We start from the raw sequence: 25678 nt of genomic DNA on the forward strand, positions 1-25678 counted from the left end.
AAAAATTTTAATTTGTAGAAAAGTCCTATGTGAAACAAATTAAGAAATCGTTTAAGGACTTGAACTATAAGATTTTAAATTGTTAATTGTACAATGTAAAGTAAATTGCCACTGCACACTGCAAAATGTACACTGTAAATTGTAAATGAATAAATGGGGGATAATAATGAAATCTAATGGTGTAAAAAAGAAAACTTTAAGAGAGAAATATGAAAATCAAGTAAATGAAAAAAATAATGGTCAAGAAAAAAGTATAGCTAAAAATTTAAAAATCAGGAGCATAAAAAGTGAATTACTTTTTACTATGCTATCAGTTTCAATTGTTTTAACTGTTGTAATAATTATTGGTGTAAGCACTATTTTATCAAAAAATTATGATAGTGAAATTAATAGTAAGAATGAAATGATTTCGAATTTAATATCAAAAAATGTTTCTTCTTTTATGGATACTGCATATAAGGTTACAGAAGAATTAGCTTATAATTCAGAACTTAAAACATCGACTTCAGAGGTTAAGGCAGGCTTACTTAAAGGGTCTGCAAGCAGAAATCCATATTTCGAATTATTATATATTCAGGATGAAACAGGAATGCAAACAGGAAGATCAGCAGGAGCACTTGCTAATAGAGCAGATAGATGGTGGTTTATAAAAGAAAAAGAAAGTCCTGCGCCATTTGTATCTAAATCATATTATTCAGTTTCTACTAAAAATCCAGTTACATCTGTATTTATTCCTATAATTGAAGATAATAAATTTAAAGGAGTAATGGCATCAGATATAAATTTAAGCAAGCTTCAGGAATTAATAAAGGAAAATTCAGATGAAGGATCTGGAAGGTACTCTTTTGTAATAGATGGAGATGGGGTTGTAGTAGCTCACCCAGATAATGAAGTTTTAGCACAGCTGTATAACTACAAGAAAATGACTAAGACAACTGGCGTAGAAACAGGAAATACAAAAGAGGAGCCAATTGATTTAGCACAAGGTTATAATGAAATAATAGGACAAGTAATGTCAGGAAAAGCTGGAAGTACTAAATTTGAAGATAAAGGCGAAAATTTATATGCTTCTTATACACCTATAAAACTTGAAGGTAAGTCAGATAATTGGTCTGTTATAACAATCCAAAAAGAATCAAGTGCAAAAGCTATTATTAACAAAGTAATTAAGGCTACTTTGATTGTAGGAGTAATTATATTATTACTTGCAGGTATTGTGATTTTAGTAGTTTCAAAGCATATATCAAAGCCTATAATTCAAATATCGGATCTTCTTATGAGGGCTTCTACAGGAGATTTTACAGTAAAATCTTCAGTTAAGGCAAAAAATGAGATTGGAAGTTTAAGCTTAAGCTTTAATGAAATGATAGGGAAGATTTCTAATCTTCTTAACAGTACAAAGGAATTAACTAAAGAAATAAAAGATAGTTCCAACATTTTAACACATAAGTCAGATGAAACTACAAATGTTGCTAAAGAAATAAATGTTACAGTTCAGGAAATAGCTCAAGGTGCTTCTAATCAAGCATATGCAGCAGAAGAAAGTGCTAAACTTGGAGATCATATGAGTCAGGAATTTAATCAATTATCTGAAAAGACAAATTTAATGATCAATGAAGCAATAAATTCTTCAAAAGCTATTGCTAACGGAATCCAAAAAGTAGATGAGCTTAAAGAAAAGGCTGCAACTACTGTAGATATTGTAGAAAAAACTCAAGAAAATATAGAAGATCTTAAAAATAAATCTCTTGATATAGAAAAAATATTGCAAGCTCTTCACCAAATAGCAGAGCAAACGAATTTACTTTCTTTAAATGCATCAATAGAAGCAGCAAGAGCTGGTGAGCATGGGAAAGGCTTTGGAGTAGTAGCATCAGAAATTCAAAAGTTATCTGTACAATCAGCAGAAGCAACTAAAAACATTGAAAATATTATTTTAGAAATTCAAAATGATATTTTAAAAAGTGTTGGTATTATGAAGGATGTAAGAGTAGTTTCAGAAGAACAGTTTACTTCAGTAAATGAAGTTAATGAAGCTTTTGATAAAATTGCCCAAGCAACAGACCAAATAACTAATGCAATAGATTATATGGGTGAGTTTGTTAATGAAATGAATAAGAGCAATAATGATGTAGTTAACTCAATGAACAATATTGCAGCTATTTCAGAAGAAACAGCAGCCTGCTCAGAGGAAGTTACAGCATCAATTCAAACCCAAACAGAGGCAATTGCAGATGTATTAAAAGAAGCTGAACAATTAAAGCAAAAGGCAGAACTTTTAAATTCTGAAATTAATAAATTCAGAATTTAAAAATGAAAAGGGGTCAGTCTCCTTTAAAGGGGACTGACCCCTGGGTATAATTACCAGTTTATGCTTGCTAAAAAATGCACTAATTAAATTAGTGCATTTTTTTATTTTGGGATATAATATTTAATAATAGATAAAGTAGCACCAAAACGGAGTGATTTTAGTGGAGGAATATTTAAATGAGGTATGCTCAATGCCATATTTTTTTGATTTATTTCATTATGAAAGTTTGTCAAATGAAAAATTGAAGAAACATATAGATGAGCATGGAAAAGTTATATATGAGCGAAGGAGTATCTAAAAAAATGAGTATTAATGATTTTAATAAAGAAATAGATTATATAAAGAAACAGGTAATAGAAAAATATAATCCTAAAGAGATAATACTTTTTGGTTCTTTAGCAAAAGGCACTTTTAGAGAAAATAGTGATATTGATATATGCATTATTATGGATGTAGCAAATAAAAGAGATTTATTAACAAATATGTATATAGAGATAGAAAGTAATATTCCATTTGATTTAGTTTTATATACAAGCCAGGAATGGGATAATTGTGTTAATGATAAAAGCAGTTTTGCATATTCTATAATAAACACAGGGGTGAAAATATATGGTTGATACGCTTAGATATAAAGATTGGATAGAAAAAGCAGAAAGAGATATTAAATCTGCAAAGATATTAAAAGAACATGAATGCGGAAATGATGTAGTAGCATTCCACTCACAACAAGCAGTTGAAAAATTATTAAAAGCTTATTTAATATATAATGGAGAGGGAATTGTAAGCGGGCATAGTCTAATATACTTATGCAAAATGAGTGAAAAACATGATAGTGATTTTAGAAAATATATTAAGGATTGTGGTTTTGTAAATCAATATTATATAGAAACACGTTATCCAGCAGATAATCCACTTATAGTAAGTGATTATGAAGCAGAAGAGTGTATTAAAATATCTGAAGAAATCTATAAGATGGTAAGGTCAAAATTATAAATTATAGAAGTACTAAGTCCATCAAATTCAGATGATGATCTTATAATAAAAAAAGATTTATATGAAGAATATGGAGTGGCTGAATGTTGGATTATATCACCAATGAATAAAAAGGTATGGATTTACTATTTAGTAGATAATAAATATGAATTAAAGCATAGTAGTACATTGAATGACAAATTTAAATCTATATGATTTGAAAATTTAGAAATAGATTTATCAGAAGTTGAATTAGTAGAAGAAGAATAAAAGTAGAATTTGTGTTAGTTAGGCTGCTTAGACTAAAAAGAAGTCCCCATAAGAATCTCTATCTTATGGGGACTTTTTATAAGCACTAAATTAAAATGATAAACTTTAGTGCAACAGTATTATGGGGTACAGTATAATTGTAACCAGTAATAAAAAAAATATTCATAAATTAAAATGATAAATTTAAATATTCATATTGATAATTATAAATGAGGAATTTGAATCTTTAAAATAATTCATTTCCTTATTTAATCAATTCTTGAAATAGCATCTTCAACAGGGTTTGACTTAGCAGAGGTCAAGTCATTTGCTTTTTCTATGCTTTCTTCACTTGGAGAAGAATCCTTTTGCTCATCAGGTAAGTAAACCTCCTTCATCTTCTCCATGTAAGTTTCATTTGCTGAAGCTGGATTTGTTAATTTTTCATCAAAATTTGCCTTTAAAGCTTCATTATTATATGATTTTTTCTCGTTATTCATATCATCACTCCTAATTCTAGCGACAGTCACAATATTATTGAACTTGGTGAATGTCACCACATTATTATTACACCATTATTATTTGAAGAAACATTTTTAATAATACATAAAAAGTATCTAAATTTTAACTTGGAGAAAATTAAGTTGCTATTTAAATAAGTGAATGACTATGTAATGGCAAACAAGTAACTAAGTAATAAATGAATAAGCAAATAACCATATAACCATATGATAGTAAATGAATAAGTATCATGTAATAGCTAATAAGTAAAAATATACATCTATAAAAAAGTTGTTTTTAAAATATATGACATATAAGAAAATCTTAAAAATTGTCTAAGAAGATTTAGAGGTTTTGATATATAATTAAGGTAGGTTAATATTTGAATAAGTGTAAAACTAATATTTAAATGGTAAGATATTATATATAATCTCATGAAAAATATATAATCTTATGAAAAACTTGAATAAAATTAATATAGTGTAAAAGTGTAAAGTAAGCTATGAAAAAATTGGATATAAAAATGGATTTACACTATTAAATAAAAATTTGGAGGAAGAAACATGAATAAAAGTATAAAAAGAATGATTTCATTTGTGTTGGCATTAAGTGTTGTTTCAGCAGTTGCACCAGCTGCAAATATGAATTTATTAACAACAATAACTTATGGAGCAACCAATACTACTGATGCCTTAAGTAGTTTAAAATTAGAATCTTCAGGTGGCAGCAATATAAAGCTTTATAATAATGATAATTATTCTAGTAGCAGTAAGATTAACAGTTCCGACATTTCAAAAGGAAGTACTTATTATGCAAAAACTGAATTTAGAACTGTATCAATAAGTGCAGATGGACCAAGTTCCTCATACATAAAGGTGTTTAAAGGTACTTCTAGCTCTGCTAAAGGAAAAAATATTAACAGTGATATTAGTATAGATGAAGCATCAACAACAACACTTGTTATAAGAGTATACAGTGAGACACCAGAATCCAATGTAAGATATGATAATAAAGATAAGGTTTTAAGTGAATATAGAATTAAAGTTAAATGTACTAGTGGGTCTTCAAATAGCAGTAATGCAGAGGCATCAAGTTATGATAATATATATCTAGATAAACTTAGTGTAAATGGAGAAAATATTTCCTTATCACAATCAACAGTTTCCTATACGTATAGTGTTCCTGATAATATGAGCAGTGTGACTATTAGAGCAGTACCTCAGTCCAGCAGTGATATTGTCAGAATTGATGGGTCTAGAGTATATGAAGAGGATGACTATAAAAGAACTGTATCATTAAGTTCTGGATTAAATGAAATAAAGATAGAGGTTGAAGATAAAGATAATAATGATAATAGAACATATACTTTAAAAATAACAAGAGAAGGTACAGGAATTTCCTATGGTAACTTATCAGATACAAAATACAATAAAAATCAATGGGTTCAGGTAAATGCTAATTGGCAGTATATTGATGAAACAGGTCAACCTAAAAAGAATACTTTGTTTACTGATCCAGTAAATTCTAAAACCTATTACCTTCAATATAACGGATTTATGGCTACAGAGTGGAATAAAATAGGTGTAAACTGGTATTATTTTGGAGCAAATGGGCAAATGCATACAGGTTGGGTAAATGTTAATGGAAAATGGTACTATTTAGATTGGAATGGAATTATGAAGACTGGATGGATACTTGATGGAGGTAAATATTATTATTTATACAATGATGGTTCCATGGCAGCCAATACTCAAATTGATCAATATGTGTTAGGATCAAACGGAGCTTGGATACAATAAGAAGTGATCTATTAATAATTATTCTTATTAAACCAAGTTATTATATTGAATTTTGGTAAATTTTATTATATAATTATTAAATTAAAAATAACTTTCTTTGTGTATATAAATCCATAAAATTAGTATATTATAATACAAAAAAGATATTTGTGGTGAGGAGAGATGAAAATGTTAAAAAACTTAAAAAAATTAGCAGTAGTATCATTAATTGCTGTATCTGCCATGGGAGTTATGCCAGTAGGGGCATCTGCTGAATGGAAACAAGATTCTCAAAATACATATTATTGGACTGAAGATGGAGTTAATGCTAGAGGCTGGAAGAACATCGGCAATGAATGGTACTATTTTTCAAATGATGGAAAAATGCAAGTAAGCTGGGTTCAAACTAATGGAAACTGGTATTATTTATGGTCTAATGGAATGATGGCTCATGATACTTGGGTAAACAGCGCAGGTGGATGGTATTATTTTGATTCAACTGGTAAAATGATAAGTGACACAACTAATATTGGAAAAAGAGAATATGATTTTAGAGCACCAGCAATCATAATATCTAATGATTTAGGAGCTAGCAAAGCAACTTTCCCTATGGATGGACAAACTACTACAGGTGCAGCAGTAACAGTTAAATAATTAATTTATATAAGCTGAGGTGATTTTCTACTTGCTTATAATGTTTCTTACAGCAAGGTTAAATAATTAGCTTATATAAACTTAGGTAATAATTTCACATTATAATTATAATTAGTATTATTACCAATTTAACTACTGAAGTATGATCTTTTAAACAATAATTATTCATATTATTTTAGAAAGCTATCAAAAATAGAAATTAAATTTTATTTTTGATAGCTTTTTTGTTAAATATTATAGAAATATGATTAAATATAGGAAGATTATGAGTTATAATATATATTAAGTCGTTTACTTATAAATTGACTTTACTTATAAAATTCAGAAATTAATATAATATAAATTAGGAGGGCTTTATGAATAAAAATATAAAACGTATAATTGCACTTACACTTGCGTTTAATACTTCCCAAGCAGTTTCAATTGTGCTGCCAGAAGGGCTTGGTATTGGAGTTAAGACAGCTTATGCAGCTTCATATGATCCAAGTGATGAAGAATTAAAGACATTAGTCATAAAATCAACTAATGGAGATACTCTTGATTTACGAGATGGCTATAATGGTGATAATGTAAAGTTAAGCGATTCCAAGGAATATTATGTTAAACTTGCAGATGATAGTGATGGAATAAAGATAAATGCAGCAGCAAAAGATAAGGATTATATAGTTAGAATATTTACATCGAATAAGGCTGATGCAACAGGAATAAAACCAGGTGAAGAAATTAAACTTGGAAAAGGAAATTCAACGCTTTACATAAGAACATATGAATCCTTATCAGATTATAGAAAGTCTAAGGATGACAAAAAAGATGTAACTATATGCAAAGAAGAATATACAATAAATGTTAAGAAAACTACAGAAAGTTCTTACGAAGATAATACTCAAGATCCAATATATCTAGAAAAGCTTGAACTAAGCAAAGGTGGAAGTATAGATTTTTTAAAGCAAAGAACTTCTTATGATGTAAAGGTATCAGGCTCCACTGAGCAAATAAAAATAACAGCAAAACCAGAAAATGAGGATAGCAGAGTTAGGATAGACGGAAATTTAGCTGAAAAAAGTGATAATTATAGAAAAACTGTAGATTTAAAATCTGGTAAAAATGAAATTAAGGTAAAAGTCACAGATGATAAAGATAATCAAAGAACATATACCTTAAATATAACTAGAGGTAGTTCGTCAAATAATCAAGATGATATATATTTAAATAACCTTACTATAAGTGAAGGAAAACTTGACTTCTCAGATGATAAGACAAGCTATGATGTAAACTTAGATGAAGGTGTAGATGAAATAACTATAAGTGCAGAACCAGAAGATGATGAATATTTGGTTACAATTGATGGAAAACAAGTTAAGTCTAGTGACGATTATGAGAAGACAATTTCCTTATCAAAAGGTGAAAATATCATAAAAGTTACAATTGAAGATGAAGTTAATAATAAGAAGAGAACATATACCTTAACTATAAATAGAGGAAAAGCAGAAACTACAACAACTAATAACAATACACAAAATAGTACAACCACTGATACTAAAAAACCAGGATGGGTTCAAACTGCTGATGGATGGAAATACAATGATGAAAATGGAAATCCAAAGAAAAATACTTGGTTGTTTGATCAAGATGCAAAAGTATATTGTTATTTAGATGAAAATGGTCTTAGAAAAACAGGATGGTTTAAAGATAAAGGCACATGGTATCTATTAGATGAAAAAGGTGTTATGCTAACAGGCTGGAAAGAAAAGGATGGAAATAAATATTTATTAGATTCAAGTGGAGCTATGGTAACAGGCTGGTATAAAGAAGAGGTTACAAACGAAGATAAAACAAAAGCTCAAAACTGGTACTATTTAAATCAAGATGGCTCAATGAAAACAGGCTGGCTTTCAGATGATAATAAATGGTATTACTTTAATAAAAATGGAGTAATGCAGACTGGTTGGATAATTGATTCTAATTCAAAATACTATTTCAACACAGATGGTTCGATGGCAACAGGAACTAAGAATATTGATGGCAAGGTTTATAAGTTTACTTCAAGCGGTGCATTAATAATATAATTTAGAAATAAAAAGAGGCTAGCCCAATAAAAAAATGGACAGCCTCTTTTCATATTTAAACTTAATTAATGGATTATAGTTCTCAATTTAGCAATTTCATAACAATTATCTTTAGTTACATTTTCTAAATCAATTAATTTATCAAGCTTTACATTTACTTCAGTTTTAAATTCTGTTAAAGAAGCAGTTTGATCACAAATAACGTTGACGGTAGATTTAATTTCCTTTACATCTTTTTCTAAGGAATCAAATCTAGATTCAAGAGAATCAACTTTGGAATCTAGAGAATCAACTTTAGATTCAAGCGAGTCAAATCTAGATTCAAGAGAATCAAATCTAGATTCAAGAGAATCCACTTTAGATTCTATGTTATTTATGCTGCATTGCATTTCTTTTAAAATTTGTAATATTTCGTTATCCAGTTCTATCACCTCAAGCTTTTCTCAGAAATTAAATATATTATATCATAGGTTATAATGATTTATAATATAAGTACAAACCCAATATAGTAATAATATTCCATGGAAGATAAAGATTTTTTATAAATCAGAGAAAGTTACTACGTCTATCAGCTTGTTAGACTTGAAAACTTTTAATGAGATTTGTCATTGGATGATATATGGATATTATACAAAGATTTATAAAAAATTAATAATTCAATAACAAATTATTTAGAATCATATAGTATACTTAGAAAAATGTAGTATAATAGTTATATATTCATAAGTATTTTGTTTTTATAATATTTTATGAATAAAATGAGCAATGCAGTTATATTTACTTATAAAATTAGGTGGGAGAATAAACTTCAATTATAAACTGAAGTTAAAACAATAATAAATAATTACTATAATACTATGTTAGTCAAGAAAAATAGAAAATGAAATATAATAGAAAAGTTTTTAGGAGGAAAAAATATGCATAATAAAATTAAAATTTTAATAGCTACAAGTCTTGTATTAGGTGCAGTTTCAGGGATATTACCAGCAAATGATTTTGGATTAGGAACAACTAAAGTGTATGCATCATCACATCATCATTACGACGATGATGATGAATTTGATGATATAGCATATTTAGATGGAATCTATTTAAGTGAAGGAAATATCAGCTTTGATAAAGATGAAACTGAATATAATGTTAATGTTAAAAAAGATACTTCTGAAATCTATGTTAAAGCAAAACCAGAGTATGATGATTACTTAGTTGACATTAATGGTTATAGTGTAGAACGTAAAAATGATTATGAAAAAAAGATAAAATTAGATGAAGGCAACAACACTATAAAAATAGAAGTTCAAAGTGATGATGATAAAAAGACCTACACATTAAATGTATATAGAGGAGATACCTTAAATACAAATGGAGCAACAGGAACTAATGTAACTACAGGAGCAGCAGCTCAAACATTTGAAATAAAAAATCCAACAAAGAAATTCAATGAATGGAACAGAATTGATGGAAAACTAAAATATTTAGATGGAACAGGACAAGTTCTGAAAAATATGTGGTGGTTTGATAAAAATACAGGAATAAATTACTACTTAAAAGAAGATGGAGCTAGAGCTACAGGATGGTTCCAAGATAATGGAAAGTGGTACTACTTTAATGAAAATGGAGAAATGAAAACAGGTTGGGTTTGTTTAAATTCAAATTGGTATTACTTAAGTAAAAGTGGAGTTATGAAAATGGGATGGCTGGAAGATTCAGATGGAAACTGGTATTATCTCAATGGTGATGGAAGTATGAAAACAGGTTGGCTTCAAGAAACTGATGGAAACTGGTACTATTTAGATTCAACAGGCAAGATGATTAAAAACTCAAATGTAAATGGATACCAATTAAGTGAAAAAGGCATTTTAACTAATTAATAGCTATTGTAGGCATGTAATAGTCAAAAAGGATGTAAATATTTGTTTTGGAAAAATATAAAAATTAAGATAAAATTAATGTTTTTATAAGTACAAAGTTAATATTTATATGGTAATATTATTATATGCTGGAAAAAGCGTGATGATAGGTAAAGTGGAGGTAGGAAGATGAATAAAAATGTTAAAAGAATAGTTGCATTAGCATTAGCATTTGGAACTGTTGCAGCTGTAGCACCAGCTACACATTCCAATTTATTAATTACAAAAGCATATGCAGCGTCAACAAATGATGATGAAACATTAGATAAGCTAGAGTTAGAAACTTCAGGTGGATCTAGTATAAAACTTTATAGCGATGATGACTATAGTAGCAGTCACAAGGTTGATAGCGATGATGTATCAAAAGGTGATACATATTATGCTAAAACTTCAGCTAATACTATCAAAATTAGTACAAGTGGAGTAAAGTCTTCATATATTAGAGTATTTAAAGGAACATCTAGTTCTACTAAAGGTAAAAGTGTAAGCAATGATATTAGTTTATCATCGTCATCAACAAATACCATTACTGTAAAAATATACAGTAAAAAACCAGATTCAGATATAAGATATGATGATAATAGTGATGTTTTAAGTAAATATGTAATAAAAGTAAAATGTACTTCTGATTCAGATAGTGGAAGTTCAAATGCATCAGATTATGACAACATATACTTAGACAAGCTTAAAGTAGATGGCCAAAGTATTGGATTATCAACTTCTCAAATTGAATACAGTTATAGTGTTGCTACAAATGTTAACAGTGTAACATTACAAGCTGAGCCGGAACATAATGGTGATATAGTTAAAGTTAATGATAATAAAGTATATGAAGGTGACGACTATAAAACAAAAGTAAATTTAAAAGTAGGCGTAAATGAATTTAAAATAAGAGTTGAAGATGAAGATAATGATGATTACAGAATATATACTTTAAAAATAACCAGAGCAGAACCTCCAGTTATAGTAGCTGATAAATGGGTAACTGTAAATGGTAGATGGACATATAATGATTCTAATGGAGTTCCATTAAAGAGTACATTATTTACTGACAGAACAAGTAATAAAACATATTATTTACAAGCAGATGGATTTATGGCTACGGGCTGGATAAATTATAATGGATGGCGTTATTTTGGCGCAGATGGAGCTATGATGACAGGCTGGATAATTGATGGTGGTAAATATTATTACCTACAAGCTGATGGAGTTATGGCAAAAGATACAAAGATTGGTCAATATAGAGTTGGATCAGATGGCGCTTGGATACAATAATAAAATTTAAATTATAAATTAAAAAACGACTAAGAACAATCTAAAGAAGATTAGGTCTTAGTCGTTTTTGTTATACAAAAATGTAATCAATTACTTTTGGGGAATTATTAATAGTAGAGCTAGTTGAAAAGTAATCTGATAAAATGCTAATATATATATGGAATAAATAAGGAGGCGGGGAAAAATATGAATAAAAATATTAAAAGGATAATTGTAGCTGGACTTATCACTAATGCAATTACTACATTTTCACCTATGGCTAATTTTATGGAGACTAAAGCTTATGCAAGTGTTAGTGATGCTCAGTTAAAAAGTATTTATTTAAGTGATGGAAATATTGATTTTTCATCAAGTACTTACTCCTATACAGTGAAAGTAAGCAGTTCTGTTGATGAAATAAGAATTTCAGCTAGACCTAAAGATTCAGACGCTACTGTTGAAATTGATGGAACCAAAGTAGATCGTAATGATAGTTATAAAAATCTTGTATCTTTAAATAGAGGTAAAAATACAATAAAAATTAAAGTTACTGATGATAATGATGATTATACAAAGACATATACTTTATATATTTATAGAGGGTCAGCAGACGATAAACTTGATAATATATATTTGAGGACTTTAAGTATAAGTGATGGAGATATTGACTTTGATAAAAATAAGACATCTTATAGTACAAGCGTTACCTCATCAATTGACAGAGTTACTATAAAAGCTAAACCAGAAGACAGTACATCTAGAGTTAGAATCAATGGTGGAACAGTAAAAGATGAAGACGACTATAAGAAAACGATTAATTTAAGTATGGGAGAAAACCAAATTGAAATAGATGTTCAGGACCATGAAGAAATAAGGACTTATAAATTAAATATAAATAGAGGTGGAATAACAGACGGCCAAGAGCCAGTTTATTTAGAAAGATTAAGAGTGGATGGAAGCAATGTTAGCCTTTCAAGAGATAAAACTAAATATGACATGGAGGTTAATCAAAATGTTAATGAAGTAAAGATAACAGCAGAACCAGAAGATCGTAATTATATAGTTACAATTAATGGTACTGAAATAGATAGATATGATGATTTTGAAAAGAGATTTTCTTTAAATACTGGAAAAAATGAATTTAAAATAAAAGTTAAAGATGAAACTAATAATGATGAAAGAAATTATGTATTAAATGTAACTAGAGGCATAAAAACTTCAAATCAATGGCTTGAAGTTAATGGAAAGTATGAATATTTAGATGCTTCAGGAAATCCTTTAAAAAATTCTTGGTTCTTAGATAAGGGAGTAGGGAAATATTATTATTTAGATGGAGAGGGATATAGATCAATAGGATGGTTAAATAATAATGGTAAGTGGTACTTTTTAGATTCAACTGGAATAATGCAAACAGGCTGGCAGTTTATAAATGAAAGCTGCTATTACTTGGGAGATGATGGAGCCATGAGAACTGGCTGGATATTAAATGAAAATAAATATTATCATTTAAATAATAATGGAGCTATGGATCGTAATACTATAATTGAAGGTTATAGATTAGGTTCAGATGGAGCTTGGATTAAATAGGAAATAATAAAATCACAGGTAGATTCTTTGATGGAAAGAAAAGCTAAGGCATTAGAAGAAATCAAAATAGAAATTGTAGAAGATTATTTTAATTTTAATAATCTAATATTTTTTTTTCAATATAACACTCTTTTAAATATTCAACTAGGGAATAATATAATGAAGAGTTAAAGTTTTCTATTATATTATTTTAAAAAGGTACCCAAAATAAATTGGAGGCTTGTATAATATAATGACAATGCAGGATGCAGATGGTAAATTAGGAATATAAAAAATAAATTTCTAAAATATATGAAAAAAATTAAAAAAGGTACTAAAAAAAGTACCAAAAAAATTAAATCTCACTGTATTATATGGTGTACATGGAAAATTGAAGATATATAAGAAAATAATAAAAAATAAATTTCTAAAATATATCAAAAAAGGTACCAAAAAAAATTTAAAGCAATGTATTTTATAAGGACAACACAGGAAATACTAGATAATAAATGAAGTTGATAAATATAATGGTAATTTTGTACATGCTTAATAAGGTATAATAATTTTACAATATTATAAGCTTTGTAAAAACTACATAGTGGAACTTTTGTAAAAAATCATTTTTATACAAAAAAGTGCAATATAAGAATTATATTCCTTTACAAGGTTGTACAACAGTGCTATAATTTATCTGAATTTTAAATTTTAGGAGGAAAGAAAATTTATGTTTAAAAGAGCAAATAAAGTAACAGCTTTAGTATTAGCTGCTGCATCAGTTATGTCAGTAGTACCAGCAATGGCTTCTACAAGATTAGGTGTTAAAGATGGACACATAAAAGGAGAAGCTTTCGCTTACGACAATGGAAAGTACATCTATGAAGGGTACAGAACAAACAGTGATGACAACGGGATCTATTACAATGATGGATCAACAGATAAAGAAAAGCAAAATGAAGATTTAAAAGACTATGAATTAACTTCTAAATATGGCACAAAATATGCTTATGCTAAAGATGGTAATGACCAATATTTAGTTGATTTAACAACAGGAAAAGTTGTTGATAGTGAAACTCCAGAAGATAAAGCTGATGAAGTTAAGAGTAAATTAAGATCAGCTTTAAAGAAAACTGATAGATATGCATTAACTGGTAGCTGGGATACAGTTGACCTTGGAGACCAATATGCTGGAACTATCAAAAGTAGAGATGGTTACAACTTAAACATTTTTGGAAGCCAATTCGGAGATGTTTGGTACCAATATACAGCTAAGGGTGACAAAAACAATGGAACAAACACAGGTTCTACAGTAGGAAACGTTGATACTGCTGCTAAATTCACTATACAATTACCATCAACAGTTCCAACAACAGGAACATATAAAGTTGGTAATGGAGCATTCTTAACTTATCCTGCTACAACTACTAAAGCTGAATTTGCACAAAAAGTTGTTGCAGCATTAGTTGGAGATCCAGATTTTGCTTACAATGTTACTACAGATACAGGTGTATTTGATGTTACTACTATCAAATATGATGCAACTTTAAACCAAATCACAGGAACTGCTAAGAAAACTGGACATGTTGATGCAACTGTTGCTTTAAGCTATTACACAGTTGTAGACGGTCTTGGAGCTGGAGAAACAACTACAGGAGCTGCCGCTGGTTTAGCTTTAGATAAAGTTATTAAAGCAGAAGGTACACGATTACAAGTAGATGTTAAAGCTGCTAGAGATGCAGTAGCTGTTATAAAGGATTCAGATCCAGCAACATATGCTGCATATACAGCAAGATTAAATGCAATAGCAGTAATTGGAGATGAAGCACCACTTGGAGCAACAACTGTACAAGCAGTAAATACATTAGTAGCTAACCCAGCTATAGCAACTCTTTCTACTTATACAGATGCAGGAATAACAGGTGTTTCTGCTGATGGATCAGTATCAGGAACTATAAGTGTAGCAGTAGCAAATGCAGCATTAAAAACAGCAATTGCTAATGGAAAATTAGGTGATTCAGTATCAGATGCTTTTGCAAGACAAAAAGCAATTCAAGCTATAATCACTAATGAAATAAGTAAAACTCAATCAAGCACAAAAGCTGTATTATACCTAGTAGATGGTAAAGTTGCTAGCAACGGTTCAATAGGATTAAGAGGAAGTTACACTGGATTTGTTAACGAATCAGCTAAATATATTGATGCTTCAGCTACAGCTAACATGTATATATATAGCCAAGCTGCAAAGAAAACAGTAAAAGTTAAAGAATTTGACAAAGCAAATCAAGATTACAATATCACTGTTACACTTGAAAATCTTTATGCATTAGATCAAGATAAAGATTATATCTATGCTTTAGCTAAAGTAGCAGTATCAGAAACAGGATATGCAGTAAATGAACAATACTTCATCCAAAAGATCTCAAAAGCTCAAGGAGATACTAAAGATGGTGCTTATCTTCCAAAGAGCGTTGATTCATATCAATTAGATAACAATACTATATACGATTGTGGTGATTCTAAGGTAGCATATAACTTCTTAGTAAATGGTACTGAAGATGGATTTACTTTCGAAAATATCAGAGTTAAAGATGGTAACTTATATATTACAGGAGCTAAAGACGATAACTCAGATCACGATAAAGTTAAAGTATTCAAAATTGTTTTAAAGAAAGACAAAATCGATACTCTAATTGGTGATAAACAAAAAGATGTAGATGTTTATATAGCTAAGAAAGATGGCGATAGTGACATAGATATCAGAGAAGGTTCATTAAAAGATGGAAAACCAATAGCATACGATGTTAATGGTAACACTTGGGTAATCGCTAAAGGAACTATCACTAAGTTTGATGGAACTGAAAAGAAAGAAATGTTCACTACAGATAGATCATTTGATCATTTAGATGTATATGACGACAAGAACTTACTTGCTTGGGATACAGAAAATGAAGTTTACACAACAGTTCAAGAAGGAACTAAGAAAACTCAAGATGAATCTACAGCAGTTGCTCCAGTAGTTGTAACTGGATGGGTTAAAGGAACAGATGGAACTTGGACATACAATGATGCTGCAGGAAATAAAGTAGTTTCTAAATGGCTTAACCTTGGTGGAGCTTGGTACTACTTAAAAGCTGATGGAATCATGGCTACAGGTTGGTACAATGACAATGGTACTTGGTACTACTTAAATCCATCATCAGGAGCTATGCAAACTGGTTGGTTAAATGACAATGGTACTTGGTACTACTTAGCAGGATCAGGAGCTATGTTAAAGGATACAACTGTTGATGGTTACCAATTAGGATCATCAGGAGCTTGGATTAAGTAAGAATCTAAATCTTTGATTTAGTTATTCGAACTTACTCTGTGAGTGAAAAATTAAAAAATTAAAAAGTTTAAATCTAATTTAAGCTTATAATTAAATGAACAGGTGAGATTAGTTTTAATCTCACCTGTTTTAATAAAAAAAACTTTATTAATGATAAACCAAGGATAAAAAGTCAAATTAGCTTACCAATGTTTTTAAGTTAATTAAAAAGGAGAAGTAATAATGAAAAAAAGAATTTTATCATCAATACTTACACTTTTTCTATTTATGGGAATACAAATTCCGGTGCAAGCAAAGGTATTAATTAAGGATGGTATCCCACAGGAAGCGAGTGTCACTATTGATACATATAGAGCAGATGGATGGGGCGCATATCCAGATTATCATGTACAAAACGCAAATCCATCAATTTGGGTGTCTCAATTTAATACAGGTAAAAATTCACTTAACAACTGTTTACCTGCGTGTACAAAAATGCTTGCAAATACTAAAAATGTTCTAAGTGACAAATCTGTGGAAGCAATATCGAATGATGGTGTATACTTGGGAACTGTAAGCACAATGATGGAGTATTTAAAACCTTATGAATTTAATTCCCAGTTTATATATGGTGATGGAAAAGATATAAAGCGTTACTTGGATTGGGGTAATATAATAGCGATTCCTACACTTGTACATGCGAGATTATGTATAGGATATGCAACAAGAGGAGATAAAGTATGGTTTGAAGTTTTAGATCCTGCAAATAACAGTATAGATACAGGCCATCAGTGGATACCACAAGATGAGATTGGGATTGGATTTGCAATAACAAATACAAATGCAGCTACTAAATGGGATTTTAGTTATAAACTATCTGATGGAACTATAAAAAGTGCTACAGGATTCTATAATTCACTATATTATTATGTTCCTAAAAAAGTTGTAGATGAATTGTTGCCACAAGATAAAAGTCAAGAATCAATATACGCCAATATAATTTTACCTGGAATGAATAAAGAAACAACAAAAGAAAATACAATAACTAACATTACTAATGTAGATGGAACTATTTATTCGAAAATTGGAAACGATGTATATGTGGCATATGATTTTTATAGTGATGAAAAGTTACAAAATGAAGGAAATATAGTCTCTGTAAAGGGAGTATATAATACAACAAAGGCAGCATAAACAAATATTTAAAAATAAATAGAAATTTACTTTTAGACTTAGAATAAAAATTATTGTGGGTTAAAAAATAAATAATAAAATGTGGGGGGATAGATTATGCATAAATCAATAAAGCGTGTAATTGCATGTACTCTTGCAATTGCATCAATTTCGGCGGTTGCTCCAATTAAAAGTATGGATCTAATGATTACTAAAGCTTATGCATCAGATTCAAGTAAGGCTTATTTAAGTGATATAGATGTAAATCATGGAAGTCTTAGTTTTTCAAAAACTGATACTTCTTATACAGTAAGAGTTGGAAGTTCAGTAGATGATATTCGTATTGATACTAGTGCAGATAGTGATTATGAAGTAACTATTGATGGATATACTGGAGATTCACATACAGTAGATTTATCTAAAGGCGATAATAGAATTAGAATAAAAGTTAGGGATAAAACAGGAACTAAAGATCCTACAACTTATTATCTAAATGTTATAAGAGGATATTCATCAGATCGTTATGATCGTGATTACCGTTATGATGATGATTATTATGATGATGATTATTATGATGATAATATATATTTAGATAATATTACAGTTAATCAAGGAACTTTGAATTTTTACAAAGGCACCTCTACGTATACAGTAAATGTTGATTCGTCTGTAAATGAAATAACTATTAGAGCTGTACCTGAATATAGTCGTGATACTGTTAGTATAGATGGAAATATTGTAGATGAAGATGATAATTATAAAAGAACTGTAAGTTTAAATCAAGGAACTAATGTTATAATATTATCTGTTCAAGATGATGATAATGAAAAGAGAAATTATAGGATATACGTAAATAGAGGTGTAGCGTCAAATACTACAACTTCTGGGAAAATAGATACGGAGCAAGATTCTATTTATTTAGATAATTTACTTATAGATAATGGGAATAAACCAATTTATTTTAATAGAAGAGTAACTTCATATGATGTAAATGTTGATAGCGCTTGTAGTGAAATCATAATAAAGGCAGAACCTGAAGATTCTGGAGATGTAGTTAGAGTTAATGATGATAGAGTTGATTCTTATTACAGAAAAATAGTTAAATTAAATGAAGGAAAAAATGAAATTAAAGTAAAGATATCAAATGAAGATGATTCTTTTAGCGACAATCGTGATTATAAAGATAATTACAAAAAAAGGACATATACAATAAATGTATATAGAGGAAGTAAAAATACATCTACAAATACAAACTCAAATAATGTAACAGTGAAGACTAATCAATGGGTAAATGTCATGGGAAGATGGCAATATAATGACTCAATAGGAAATGCTTTAATAAGTACTTGGTTTAATGATAGAACTAATGGAAAAGTATATTACTTAGATTCGCAAGGATATATGGCTACAGGTTGGTTAAGCTTAAATGGAGCGTGGTACTATTTAGATGAGAGTAATGGAGCAAGACAAAATGGTTGGAAACAAATAAATGGAAAATGGTATTATTTAGATGCAGAAGGAAAGATGGCATCTAATACAACTGTAGGTGGTTATAAGCTTGGTGCTGATGGAGCATTAGTATAGGAAAAATTTACTATAAAAATAAAATTATTTTGGCTATCATACTAATTATTAGTTTGATAGCCAAAGTTTTTTAAAAGTTAAATTCACTATTTATTCTTATTGAGTTTCGTTCTGTTAATATAGTTAATTGCAATTCCGCTACCTAAAATTATCCAAAAGATAGGAGCAACACTTATAACTGAATCATTGAAGATTCCAGCAAATAAATATCCAATAACACCTAAGCAAGCGGCAACACCGAGAATTTGAGGCTTTTCATAGAAATCTTTTCTTGAGTATAATCTTAAGCTATCAACAATGTAAAGAATCATGATAACTAGAAAAGCTAATAATGCAATTACTCCTTCGTTTAAGGCTATTTGCAAATATAGATTATGTGGTTTATCAACAATCATACCAGTAGTACCATAAGCATAATATTTACCTATTAAATCATTTTGAGGGAATTTGAAAGCAAAAGTATCGGGTCCTCCACCTAAGATTATATTGTTTTTAACCAAAGGAAATGTTCTGGACCAAATATATCCTCTTGCAGAACCAAGTCTTTCTTTTCCTTTAAAGCCAAATGTGTCAGGAGTTGCTAAATCTAAATCTTTTATATTTGCCGGACTTACTAGGTGTATAGTTCCATCCTTTTTTAAATTAAATGTAAACTGTCCTTTGCCATCAACTAATAAGATGAGTGCGTCAGGAGTAGTTGAGGATTTTGTAAGTCTAGCCATTTGAAAAGAAATGTTTTTGAATGCTTCGTCATTCATCTTATAGTCAGCGTTCGTTTTAATATAGCTTATTGGTTCGTCTTTAGAATTTTTAAATATATAATTACCATTTTCGTAAGTTATTTTAATAACTTCATTAGGTAATATAACTTCAGTAGTTTTGCCATCATACTTTATATCTGAAACAGGTACATGTTCTTTGTAATTAAAATCGCTGGTATCTTTAAATATACTTAATGAATCACTTACTAAACCAGGAAGTCTTTCAAAAATTGCTCCCTTAGTTGCAAAATTAAGTCCACCAACTATGATTAATATAGTAATAAAAAATATTAAAAGAGTTTTCTTTTTTTCGATTATTTGTTTCCAAAAAATAATTACAGAAAAAATAGTAGAAACTGCAATACCAATGATACCAGCACGGGAAGTACTTCCAAATAAAAGCCATAAAGAAAGTAAAGTTCCTATCCCTAATTGTATTTTATACAGAATATCTTCATCTTCGAATATTGTTAATAAAAGTAGAATTGGAAAGACGATAGCAACAAAACTACCAACGTAATTATAGTGATATAGAGTACCATATAACTTTCCGGCTTCATACAGTAAATCTAATTTGTTGTTAGAATCACCAGTAACAATTAAAGCAGCTATGCTAGTTTTCATTAAGTCTTGTCCGGCATATTGAAAAAAACCTAAGAAAGCATTAATATAAACTAAAATTAGTATGGGAGTACTTATACACTTGTAATTGTCAGCATTTTTAAAAGTGTATATTGAATAAACAAATAAAATTATGTAACAAGTAATTGTAATAAATCCTTCTGCCCGATCAAAAATCCCCCAAAGAGCTACTTCCTTATATGAAGAAAATATCGTCGAGAGTAGAGTGAATAGCCAGAATACTCCTGATGCAATTAGGAGTAAATTTATAGTTCTATCTTTTTTCTCAAATATTTTTTTAAAGAAGGTTATACTAATGCCTATTAAAACAATACAAAAAATCATTAATAATAAAGATTTCTTTTGAGAAAACAAATCACTGCTTGCCTTAATAGTACCAAATAATTTAACAGTATTTTCTTCAGGTGGATCAAGAATGGTAGCTCGAACAATTAAAGGAACAATTCCCAGTATAAAAGCAACTGGAAAAAAGAAATTAACATTTTTTTTCTTGAGAATTTTATTGATATTTTCCAACTTTAACACATCCTAGTTTTTTATTTTTTATAAGATATAAACTTATAAATCATTTATATCTTCTTGTAAATTAATCAAATTACAAATATGTAATATTATATCATTCTCAAAAGTCTATTGCAATTTATGATTAAGGGGCTTTACCCTTATGGAAAATAGTATAGCGCATGCAGAAACATGCATGCGCTATATTGATTCTTATAACATTAAAGAAACAGAAACTCTATTTCTTAAAGGCATTTTTCATAATTTCTAATAAATATTTTAACCAAATACCAATATAAACAAGTGAAGTTACAGCAAAGTTATACTTTTTACAATAATGTTTTTTGTAGAATATCCACATAGCATTATGAAAATCATGTATGACTTTAGTCCTTTTCTTTTTAGAACTGCCGCCTTTATGGTGGATAATACGTGCTTTTGGATAGTAAATTATTTTATAACCACCTTTTTTGATGCGATAGCATAAATCGATATCTTCACCATACATAAAGAAATCCTCGTCAAGTAATCCAATGTCATCAAGAGCAGATTTAGGCATGAGCATAAATGCACCTGTAAGGCAGTCAACTTCGCCTATATCATCTTCGTGTAAATTAAGAGCATTATATTCACCGTATTTTATTGGATCTCTTTTATAAAGTTTTAGCAAATAATGAAGAGAAGCTTTAGGCGTTGGGAAACCTCTCTTGCAGGCATGATCAAGATTTCCGTCTGCTAATTCTACCTTGCATCCTAAAGCACCAATATTTTGATTGTGCTCTAGATAATCAAGACAGAGTTCTAAACAATCGCCCTTGATTACCGTATCAGAATTTAATAGCAATATATATTCTCCTTTAGCTTTTTTGATACCTATATTATTAGCTTTTGAAAAACCTAGATTAGCTTTATTTATATGTATCTGCAAAATTTGTTTTGATATTATAGTGGCAAAGTTTTCTTTTAAGTTTTCAATACTATTATCGCTAGAGGCATTATCAATTAATAAGATTTCGTATTGAAAAGTATGTTCTTTTAGAATTATTGAATCTATGGTTTGTTTTGTAAGAGCATAAGTATTGTAATTTACAATGATAATAGATAACTTCATTTTTTTCTCCTTCTTTTCAATGGCTAATTAATAATAGAAAGTTTGCAATTATCCATTGTCTAGCGTCAATTGTCAAGTGTATTGGATTTTGTTATAATTTGTTCGTTGTTTTTTAGACCTTTAAAAACTGTTCTAAATAGGATACTTATATCTAACAATAGATTCCAATTTTCAATATAATATATATCAAATTCGATTCTCTTTTTAATCGAAGTGTCACCTCTAAAACCATTAACTTGAGCTAGTCCGGTTATTCCTGGTTTTACTTGATGCTTAACCATATAAAGTGGAATTTCATTTTTGAAATTATTAACAAAGTGAGGAAGTTCAGGTCTAGGTCCAACTAAGCTCATATCGCCTTTTAATACATTAAAAAATTGTGGTAATTCGTCTATTGAAAACTTTCTAATAAAAGAACCAAACTTAGTTTTTCTAGGGTCAACATTTTTGCTCCAACCAGTTTGTTCCTCGGAATTAACCTTCATTGATCTGAATTTATACATAGTAAAGGTGGCTTTGTTTAAACCAACACGTTTTTGTTTGAATATAATAGGGCCTTTTGAAGTGCATTTAATAATTAGGGCAGTAGCAATCATTATAGGACTTGTACAAATTATTAAAACAATAGAACCTAATATATCAACAGCTCTTTTACTAAAAGCATTTCCTAAGTTATCTAATGGTATTCTTCTAACATTTATAAGAGGTATGTTTCCAATTTGATCTATATAAGGTTGACTTGGAATGTATTTATAGCAAAATGGAATTATTGAAATTTTAGTGCCGGTCTTTTCACAATCTGAAACAATATTTTCTAAAAAAATTGCATCGCTCATATCTAAGGCACATATTACTTCATCAGGTTTATGTTTGTTTAAAACATCAAATAAATCATCATAATTTCCGAGTTTTTCACCTTTGAAATTCGAGTTGTTTGCAACATATCCAGAATAATTGTAACCATAATTTTTGTTGGTTTTAATTACATCTAAATATTCATTAGCTACTTCGCCACCTCCAACGATTATTACATGTTTTAGATTTAAGCCTTTTGAACGATATTTTGATAGTGTTTTTCTTAAGATAAATCTCTTGGATATAATTAAAGTAATGTTTACAAAATAAAAAACGATAAGAACCCAGCGAGAAATATCTACTAATTTAAAAGCGAATAATAAAGAAAGTAAAACAGCTGTAAGTATAGTGTTTGCTTTAATAATTTGAGTACATTCTTTGATGAAGGTAGTTGTTCTAAAAGAATGATATAGATTGAAAAAGTTAAAAATAACAAGATTTATAGGTATTATAATACCTGAAAATTCAATATATGTGATTAATTTAATATAATCTGTGTCAGAGGAAAATATATGAAATCTAACTATATATGCAAAAGTCATTGATAAAAATAAAATTATAATGTCTGAGAAAGCATTGAATTTATTTAATAAAGTTTGATTTTCTTTTATCATTTTATAAGCCTCCCATATGAGTTTTAAATTTCTTATTTAACTAGCTGTATAATATCATTTTGAAAGAGATTTTGCAATAAACTAGGTAATTAGAGTTGTTTTTTTGTTTGTGCTATATTATAGGCTTAAAATATATTAAATAATATGAAATTATTTAATTACAATTAGTTAACTATAACTGAAGTAATTGGAAGGGCAAATATTTTGAAATGCATTTATTTATTTCGTATAACATGGTAAAATTAAAGTTGAAATGTAAAAATGGTGAATAATAAGATAGATATATATTAATTTATATATTATTATGTAATATTGTCGCTATAATTTTGGATATATAACTATATTAATGATTTATAAGTTTTGAATATCTTTAGAAAGAAGTGATATTTTTGACAAAAGGTATAATATTAGCAGGTGGAAGTGGGACAAGACTTTATCCATTAACTATGGTGACGTCAAAGCAACTTTTACCAGTATATGACAAGCCGATGATCTATTATCCTTTATCAACTTTGATGCTAGCTGGAATTAGAGACATATTAATAATTTCAACACCAAAGGATTTGCCTAATTTTGAAAATTTATTAGGTGATGGTTCTAGATATGGAATTAACTTGTCTTATAAAGTGCAGCCATCTCCAGATGGATTGGCTCAGGCATTTATATTAGGAGAAGAATTTGTTGGCAGCGATAATTGTGCTATGATACTTGGAGATAATATATTCCATGGAAATGGACTTACAAAGCATTTAAAAAAAGCTGTTGAGAATGAAGGGCGTGCAACAGTTTTTGGTTATTATGTAGATGATCCTGAACGCTTTGGAGTAGTAGAATTTGATGAAAATGGGAAAGCTATATCGTTAGAAGAAAAACCGCTAAAGCCAAAATCTAATTATGCAGTTACAGGGCTTTATTTTTATGATAATAAAGTATGTGAGTATGCAAAAGCTTTAAAGCCATCACCAAGAGGGGAATTAGAAATTACTGATTTAAATAGGATTTATCTTGAAAATGGAAATTTAGATGTAATAACTCTTGGACGTGGATATGGCTGGCTTGATACAGGAACTGTTGATAGTTTAACAGAGGCAGCTGAATATGTAAAAGTTATTGAAACTAGACAAGGGCTTAAAATTGCGTGCTTAGAAGAAATTTCTTACAGAAATGGCTGGATTAATAAAGAAACTTTGCTTGAAAGTGCAGAACAGTATGGTAAGAGTCCTTATGGTCAACATTTGAGAAATGTGGCTGAAGGGAAAATTTTTTATTGATTGACAAATAAAAAAGGTGTGTGTAAAAAATGAAATTAATAAAGACAAAACTAGAAGGTGTGTACATAGTTGAACCACAAGTTTTTGGAGATGAAAGAGGATGGTTTATGGAAACTTATTCTAAAGCAAAAACTCCAGAAATATCTTGTGAGTTTGTACAGGACAATCAATCATATTCCAAAGAAAAAGGTATACTTAGAGGAATTCATTTTCAAAATGGAGAGCATGCGCAAGCTAAATTAGTACGTTGTGTTAAAGGTGCTGTTTTAGATGTGGCAGTTGATTTGAGAAAAGGATCACCAACGTATAAAGAGTGGGTAGCTATTGAACTTTCAGCAGAAAATAAAAAGCAACTATTTATTCCGAGAGGATTTGGACATGGTTTTGTAACATTAACAAGTGATGTTGAATTTGTTTATAAAACAGATAATTACTATAATTATGAAAGTGATAGAAGTATTAAATTTGATGATCCGGAAATTGGTGTTGAATGGGGAGTAGAAAACCCAATTCTTTCAGAAAAGGATAAGAAGGCACCATTGCTAAAGGATAGTGATTGTAATTTTATATATAAATAATGGATGAGACTTGGTAAATATCG

Annotated in this window: 21 protein-coding genes; 16 read left to right on the forward strand and 5 right to left on the reverse strand. The window is 29.1% G+C overall.

Annotated features, from left to right (window positions below; genetic code table 11):
- Positions 1–166 precede the first annotated feature (166 nt).
- The 5 genes from GXK56_RS01095 (at position 167) to GXK56_RS01110 (ending at position 3499) form a co-directional block, all read left to right on the forward strand.
- Positions 167–2311 (forward strand): methyl-accepting chemotaxis protein, encoded by a 2145-nt coding sequence (locus GXK56_RS01095; RefSeq protein WP_160683730.1) that lies wholly within the window; start codon positions 167–169, stop codon positions 2309–2311.
- 160 nt (positions 2312–2471) lie between these two features.
- The gene (locus GXK56_RS27935; RefSeq protein ID WP_207710247.1) at positions 2472–2609 is read left to right on the forward strand and encodes a hypothetical protein; all 138 of its coding nucleotides are present in this window, start codon (positions 2472–2474) and stop codon (positions 2607–2609) included.
- Positions 2610–2613: 4 nt separating this feature from the next.
- The gene (locus GXK56_RS01100) at positions 2614–2928 is read left to right on the forward strand and encodes a nucleotidyltransferase domain-containing protein (protein WP_243155974.1); all 315 of its coding nucleotides are present in this window, start codon (positions 2614–2616) and stop codon (positions 2926–2928) included.
- Complete coding sequence (locus GXK56_RS01105) at positions 2921–3304, forward strand: HEPN domain-containing protein (RefSeq protein WP_160683733.1); 384 nt, start codon at positions 2921–2923, stop codon at positions 3302–3304. The genes GXK56_RS01100 and GXK56_RS01105 overlap by 8 nt, the downstream gene beginning before the upstream one ends.
- 3 nt (positions 3305–3307) lie before the next feature.
- Positions 3308–3499 carry a Uma2 family endonuclease gene (locus GXK56_RS01110; protein WP_279283031.1) on the forward strand — a complete coding sequence of 64 codons (192 nt, stop codon included), beginning with the start codon at positions 3308–3310 and terminating at the stop codon, positions 3497–3499.
- 302 nt (positions 3500–3801) lie between these two features.
- Here the strand turns inward: GXK56_RS01110 and GXK56_RS01115 are convergent, their stop codons facing one another.
- A complete protein-coding gene (locus tag GXK56_RS01115) occupies positions 3802–4032 on the reverse strand; it encodes a hypothetical protein (protein WP_160683735.1) in 231 nt (76 codons plus the stop codon).
- Between the two features lie 564 nt (positions 4033–4596).
- Here GXK56_RS01115 and GXK56_RS01120 point away from each other — a divergent pair.
- From GXK56_RS01120 to GXK56_RS01130, 3 genes are all read left to right on the forward strand, one after another.
- Positions 4597–5832 (forward strand): cadherin-like beta sandwich domain-containing protein, encoded by a 1236-nt coding sequence (locus GXK56_RS01120; RefSeq protein ID WP_160683738.1) that lies wholly within the window; start codon positions 4597–4599, stop codon positions 5830–5832.
- Between the two features lie 168 nt (positions 5833–6000).
- The gene (locus GXK56_RS01125) at positions 6001–6465 is read left to right on the forward strand and encodes a phage tail protein (protein ID WP_160683740.1); all 465 of its coding nucleotides are present in this window, start codon (positions 6001–6003) and stop codon (positions 6463–6465) included.
- Positions 6466–6821: 356 nt separating this feature from the next.
- Complete coding sequence (locus tag GXK56_RS01130; protein ID WP_160683743.1) at positions 6822–8531, forward strand: cadherin-like beta sandwich domain-containing protein; 1710 nt, start codon at positions 6822–6824, stop codon at positions 8529–8531.
- Between the two features lie 65 nt (positions 8532–8596).
- Here GXK56_RS01130 and GXK56_RS01135 read toward each other — a convergent pair whose 3' ends face one another.
- Positions 8597–8962: a hypothetical protein gene (locus GXK56_RS01135; RefSeq protein WP_160683746.1), complete on the reverse strand. Its 366-nt coding sequence runs from the start codon at positions 8960–8962 to the stop codon at positions 8597–8599.
- Between the two features lie 486 nt (positions 8963–9448).
- Between GXK56_RS01135 and GXK56_RS01140 the strand changes: the two genes are divergently transcribed.
- From GXK56_RS01140 to GXK56_RS01165, 6 genes are all read left to right on the forward strand, one after another.
- Positions 9449–10402: a cadherin-like beta sandwich domain-containing protein gene (locus tag GXK56_RS01140; RefSeq protein ID WP_160683749.1), complete on the forward strand. Its 954-nt coding sequence runs from the start codon at positions 9449–9451 to the stop codon at positions 10400–10402.
- Between the two features lie 168 nt (positions 10403–10570).
- A complete protein-coding gene (locus GXK56_RS01145; protein ID WP_160683752.1) occupies positions 10571–11716 on the forward strand; it encodes a cadherin-like beta sandwich domain-containing protein in 1146 nt (381 codons plus the stop codon).
- Positions 11717–11902: 186 nt separating this feature from the next.
- Positions 11903–13282, forward strand: coding sequence for a cadherin-like beta sandwich domain-containing protein (locus GXK56_RS01150; protein ID WP_160683755.1), 1380 nt, complete (start codon positions 11903–11905; stop codon positions 13280–13282).
- A 703-nt stretch (positions 13283–13985) separates the two neighbouring features.
- A complete protein-coding gene (locus GXK56_RS01155) occupies positions 13986–16586 on the forward strand; it encodes an N-acetylmuramoyl-L-alanine amidase family protein (RefSeq protein WP_160683758.1) in 2601 nt (866 codons plus the stop codon).
- A 222-nt stretch (positions 16587–16808) separates the two neighbouring features.
- Positions 16809–17759 carry a hypothetical protein gene (locus tag GXK56_RS01160; RefSeq protein WP_160683761.1) on the forward strand — a complete coding sequence of 317 codons (951 nt, stop codon included), beginning with the start codon at positions 16809–16811 and terminating at the stop codon, positions 17757–17759.
- A 96-nt stretch (positions 17760–17855) separates the two neighbouring features.
- Complete coding sequence (locus GXK56_RS01165) at positions 17856–19322, forward strand: cadherin-like beta sandwich domain-containing protein (protein WP_160683764.1); 1467 nt, start codon at positions 17856–17858, stop codon at positions 19320–19322.
- A gap of 86 nt (positions 19323–19408) precedes the next feature.
- Here GXK56_RS01165 and GXK56_RS01170 read toward each other — a convergent pair whose 3' ends face one another.
- From GXK56_RS01170 to GXK56_RS01180, 3 genes are all read right to left on the reverse strand, one after another.
- Complete coding sequence (locus GXK56_RS01170; protein WP_160683767.1) at positions 19409–21241, reverse strand: O-antigen ligase family protein; 1833 nt, start codon at positions 21239–21241, stop codon at positions 19409–19411.
- A gap of 223 nt (positions 21242–21464) precedes the next feature.
- Positions 21465–22337 carry a glycosyltransferase family 2 protein gene (locus GXK56_RS01175; protein ID WP_160683770.1) on the reverse strand — a complete coding sequence of 291 codons (873 nt, stop codon included), beginning with the start codon at positions 22335–22337 and terminating at the stop codon, positions 21465–21467.
- 65 nt (positions 22338–22402) lie between these two features.
- Positions 22403–23806 carry an undecaprenyl-phosphate glucose phosphotransferase gene (locus tag GXK56_RS01180; protein WP_160683773.1) on the reverse strand — a complete coding sequence of 468 codons (1404 nt, stop codon included), beginning with the start codon at positions 23804–23806 and terminating at the stop codon, positions 22403–22405.
- A gap of 389 nt (positions 23807–24195) precedes the next feature.
- On the opposite strand from GXK56_RS01180, the gene rfbA reads away from it, so the two are divergent.
- A complete protein-coding gene (gene rfbA / locus GXK56_RS01185) occupies positions 24196–25077 on the forward strand; it encodes a glucose-1-phosphate thymidylyltransferase RfbA (RefSeq protein WP_160683776.1) in 882 nt (293 codons plus the stop codon).
- A 29-nt stretch (positions 25078–25106) separates the two neighbouring features.
- Positions 25107–25655: a dTDP-4-dehydrorhamnose 3,5-epimerase gene (gene rfbC, locus GXK56_RS01190; RefSeq protein WP_160683779.1), complete on the forward strand. Its 549-nt coding sequence runs from the start codon at positions 25107–25109 to the stop codon at positions 25653–25655.
- Positions 25656–25678: the final 23 nt, after the last annotated feature.

It is taken from the genome of Clostridium sp. C2-6-12, assembly GCF_009928485.1.
Lineage (GTDB): Bacteria > Bacillota > Clostridia > Clostridiales > Clostridiaceae > Clostridium.

Coding starts and splice junctions, on each gene's coding strand:
- GXK56_RS01145 (WP_160683752.1), top strand. CDS start 10,571: ATGAATAAAAATGTTAAAAGAATAGTTGCATTAGCATTAGCATTTGGA.
- GXK56_RS01140 (WP_160683749.1), top strand. CDS start 9,449: ATGCATAATAAAATTAAAATTTTAATAGCTACAAGTCTTGTATTAGGT.
- GXK56_RS01105 (WP_160683733.1), top strand. CDS start 2,921: ATGGTTGATACGCTTAGATATAAAGATTGGATAGAAAAAGCAGAAAGA.
- GXK56_RS01095 (WP_160683730.1), top strand. CDS start 167: ATGAAATCTAATGGTGTAAAAAAGAAAACTTTAAGAGAGAAATATGAA.
- GXK56_RS01150 (WP_160683755.1), top strand. CDS start 11,903: ATGAATAAAAATATTAAAAGGATAATTGTAGCTGGACTTATCACTAAT.
- GXK56_RS01180 (WP_160683773.1), bottom strand. CDS start 23,806: ATGATAAAAGAAAATCAAACTTTATTAAATAAATTCAATGCTTTCTCA.
- GXK56_RS01165 (WP_160683764.1), top strand. CDS start 17,856: ATGCATAAATCAATAAAGCGTGTAATTGCATGTACTCTTGCAATTGCA.
- GXK56_RS01100 (WP_243155974.1), top strand. CDS start 2,614: ATGAGTATTAATGATTTTAATAAAGAAATAGATTATATAAAGAAACAG.
- GXK56_RS01160 (WP_160683761.1), top strand. CDS start 16,809: ATGAAAAAAAGAATTTTATCATCAATACTTACACTTTTTCTATTTATG.
- GXK56_RS01130 (WP_160683743.1), top strand. CDS start 6,822: ATGAATAAAAATATAAAACGTATAATTGCACTTACACTTGCGTTTAAT.
- rfbC (WP_160683779.1), top strand. CDS start 25,107: ATGAAATTAATAAAGACAAAACTAGAAGGTGTGTACATAGTTGAACCA.
- GXK56_RS01125 (WP_160683740.1), top strand. CDS start 6,001: ATGTTAAAAAACTTAAAAAAATTAGCAGTAGTATCATTAATTGCTGTA.
- GXK56_RS01175 (WP_160683770.1), bottom strand. CDS start 22,337: ATGAAGTTATCTATTATCATTGTAAATTACAATACTTATGCTCTTACA.
- GXK56_RS01155 (WP_160683758.1), top strand. CDS start 13,986: ATGTTTAAAAGAGCAAATAAAGTAACAGCTTTAGTATTAGCTGCTGCA.
- GXK56_RS01115 (WP_160683735.1), bottom strand. CDS start 4,032: ATGAATAACGAGAAAAAATCATATAATAATGAAGCTTTAAAGGCAAAT.
- GXK56_RS01120 (WP_160683738.1), top strand. CDS start 4,597: ATGAATAAAAGTATAAAAAGAATGATTTCATTTGTGTTGGCATTAAGT.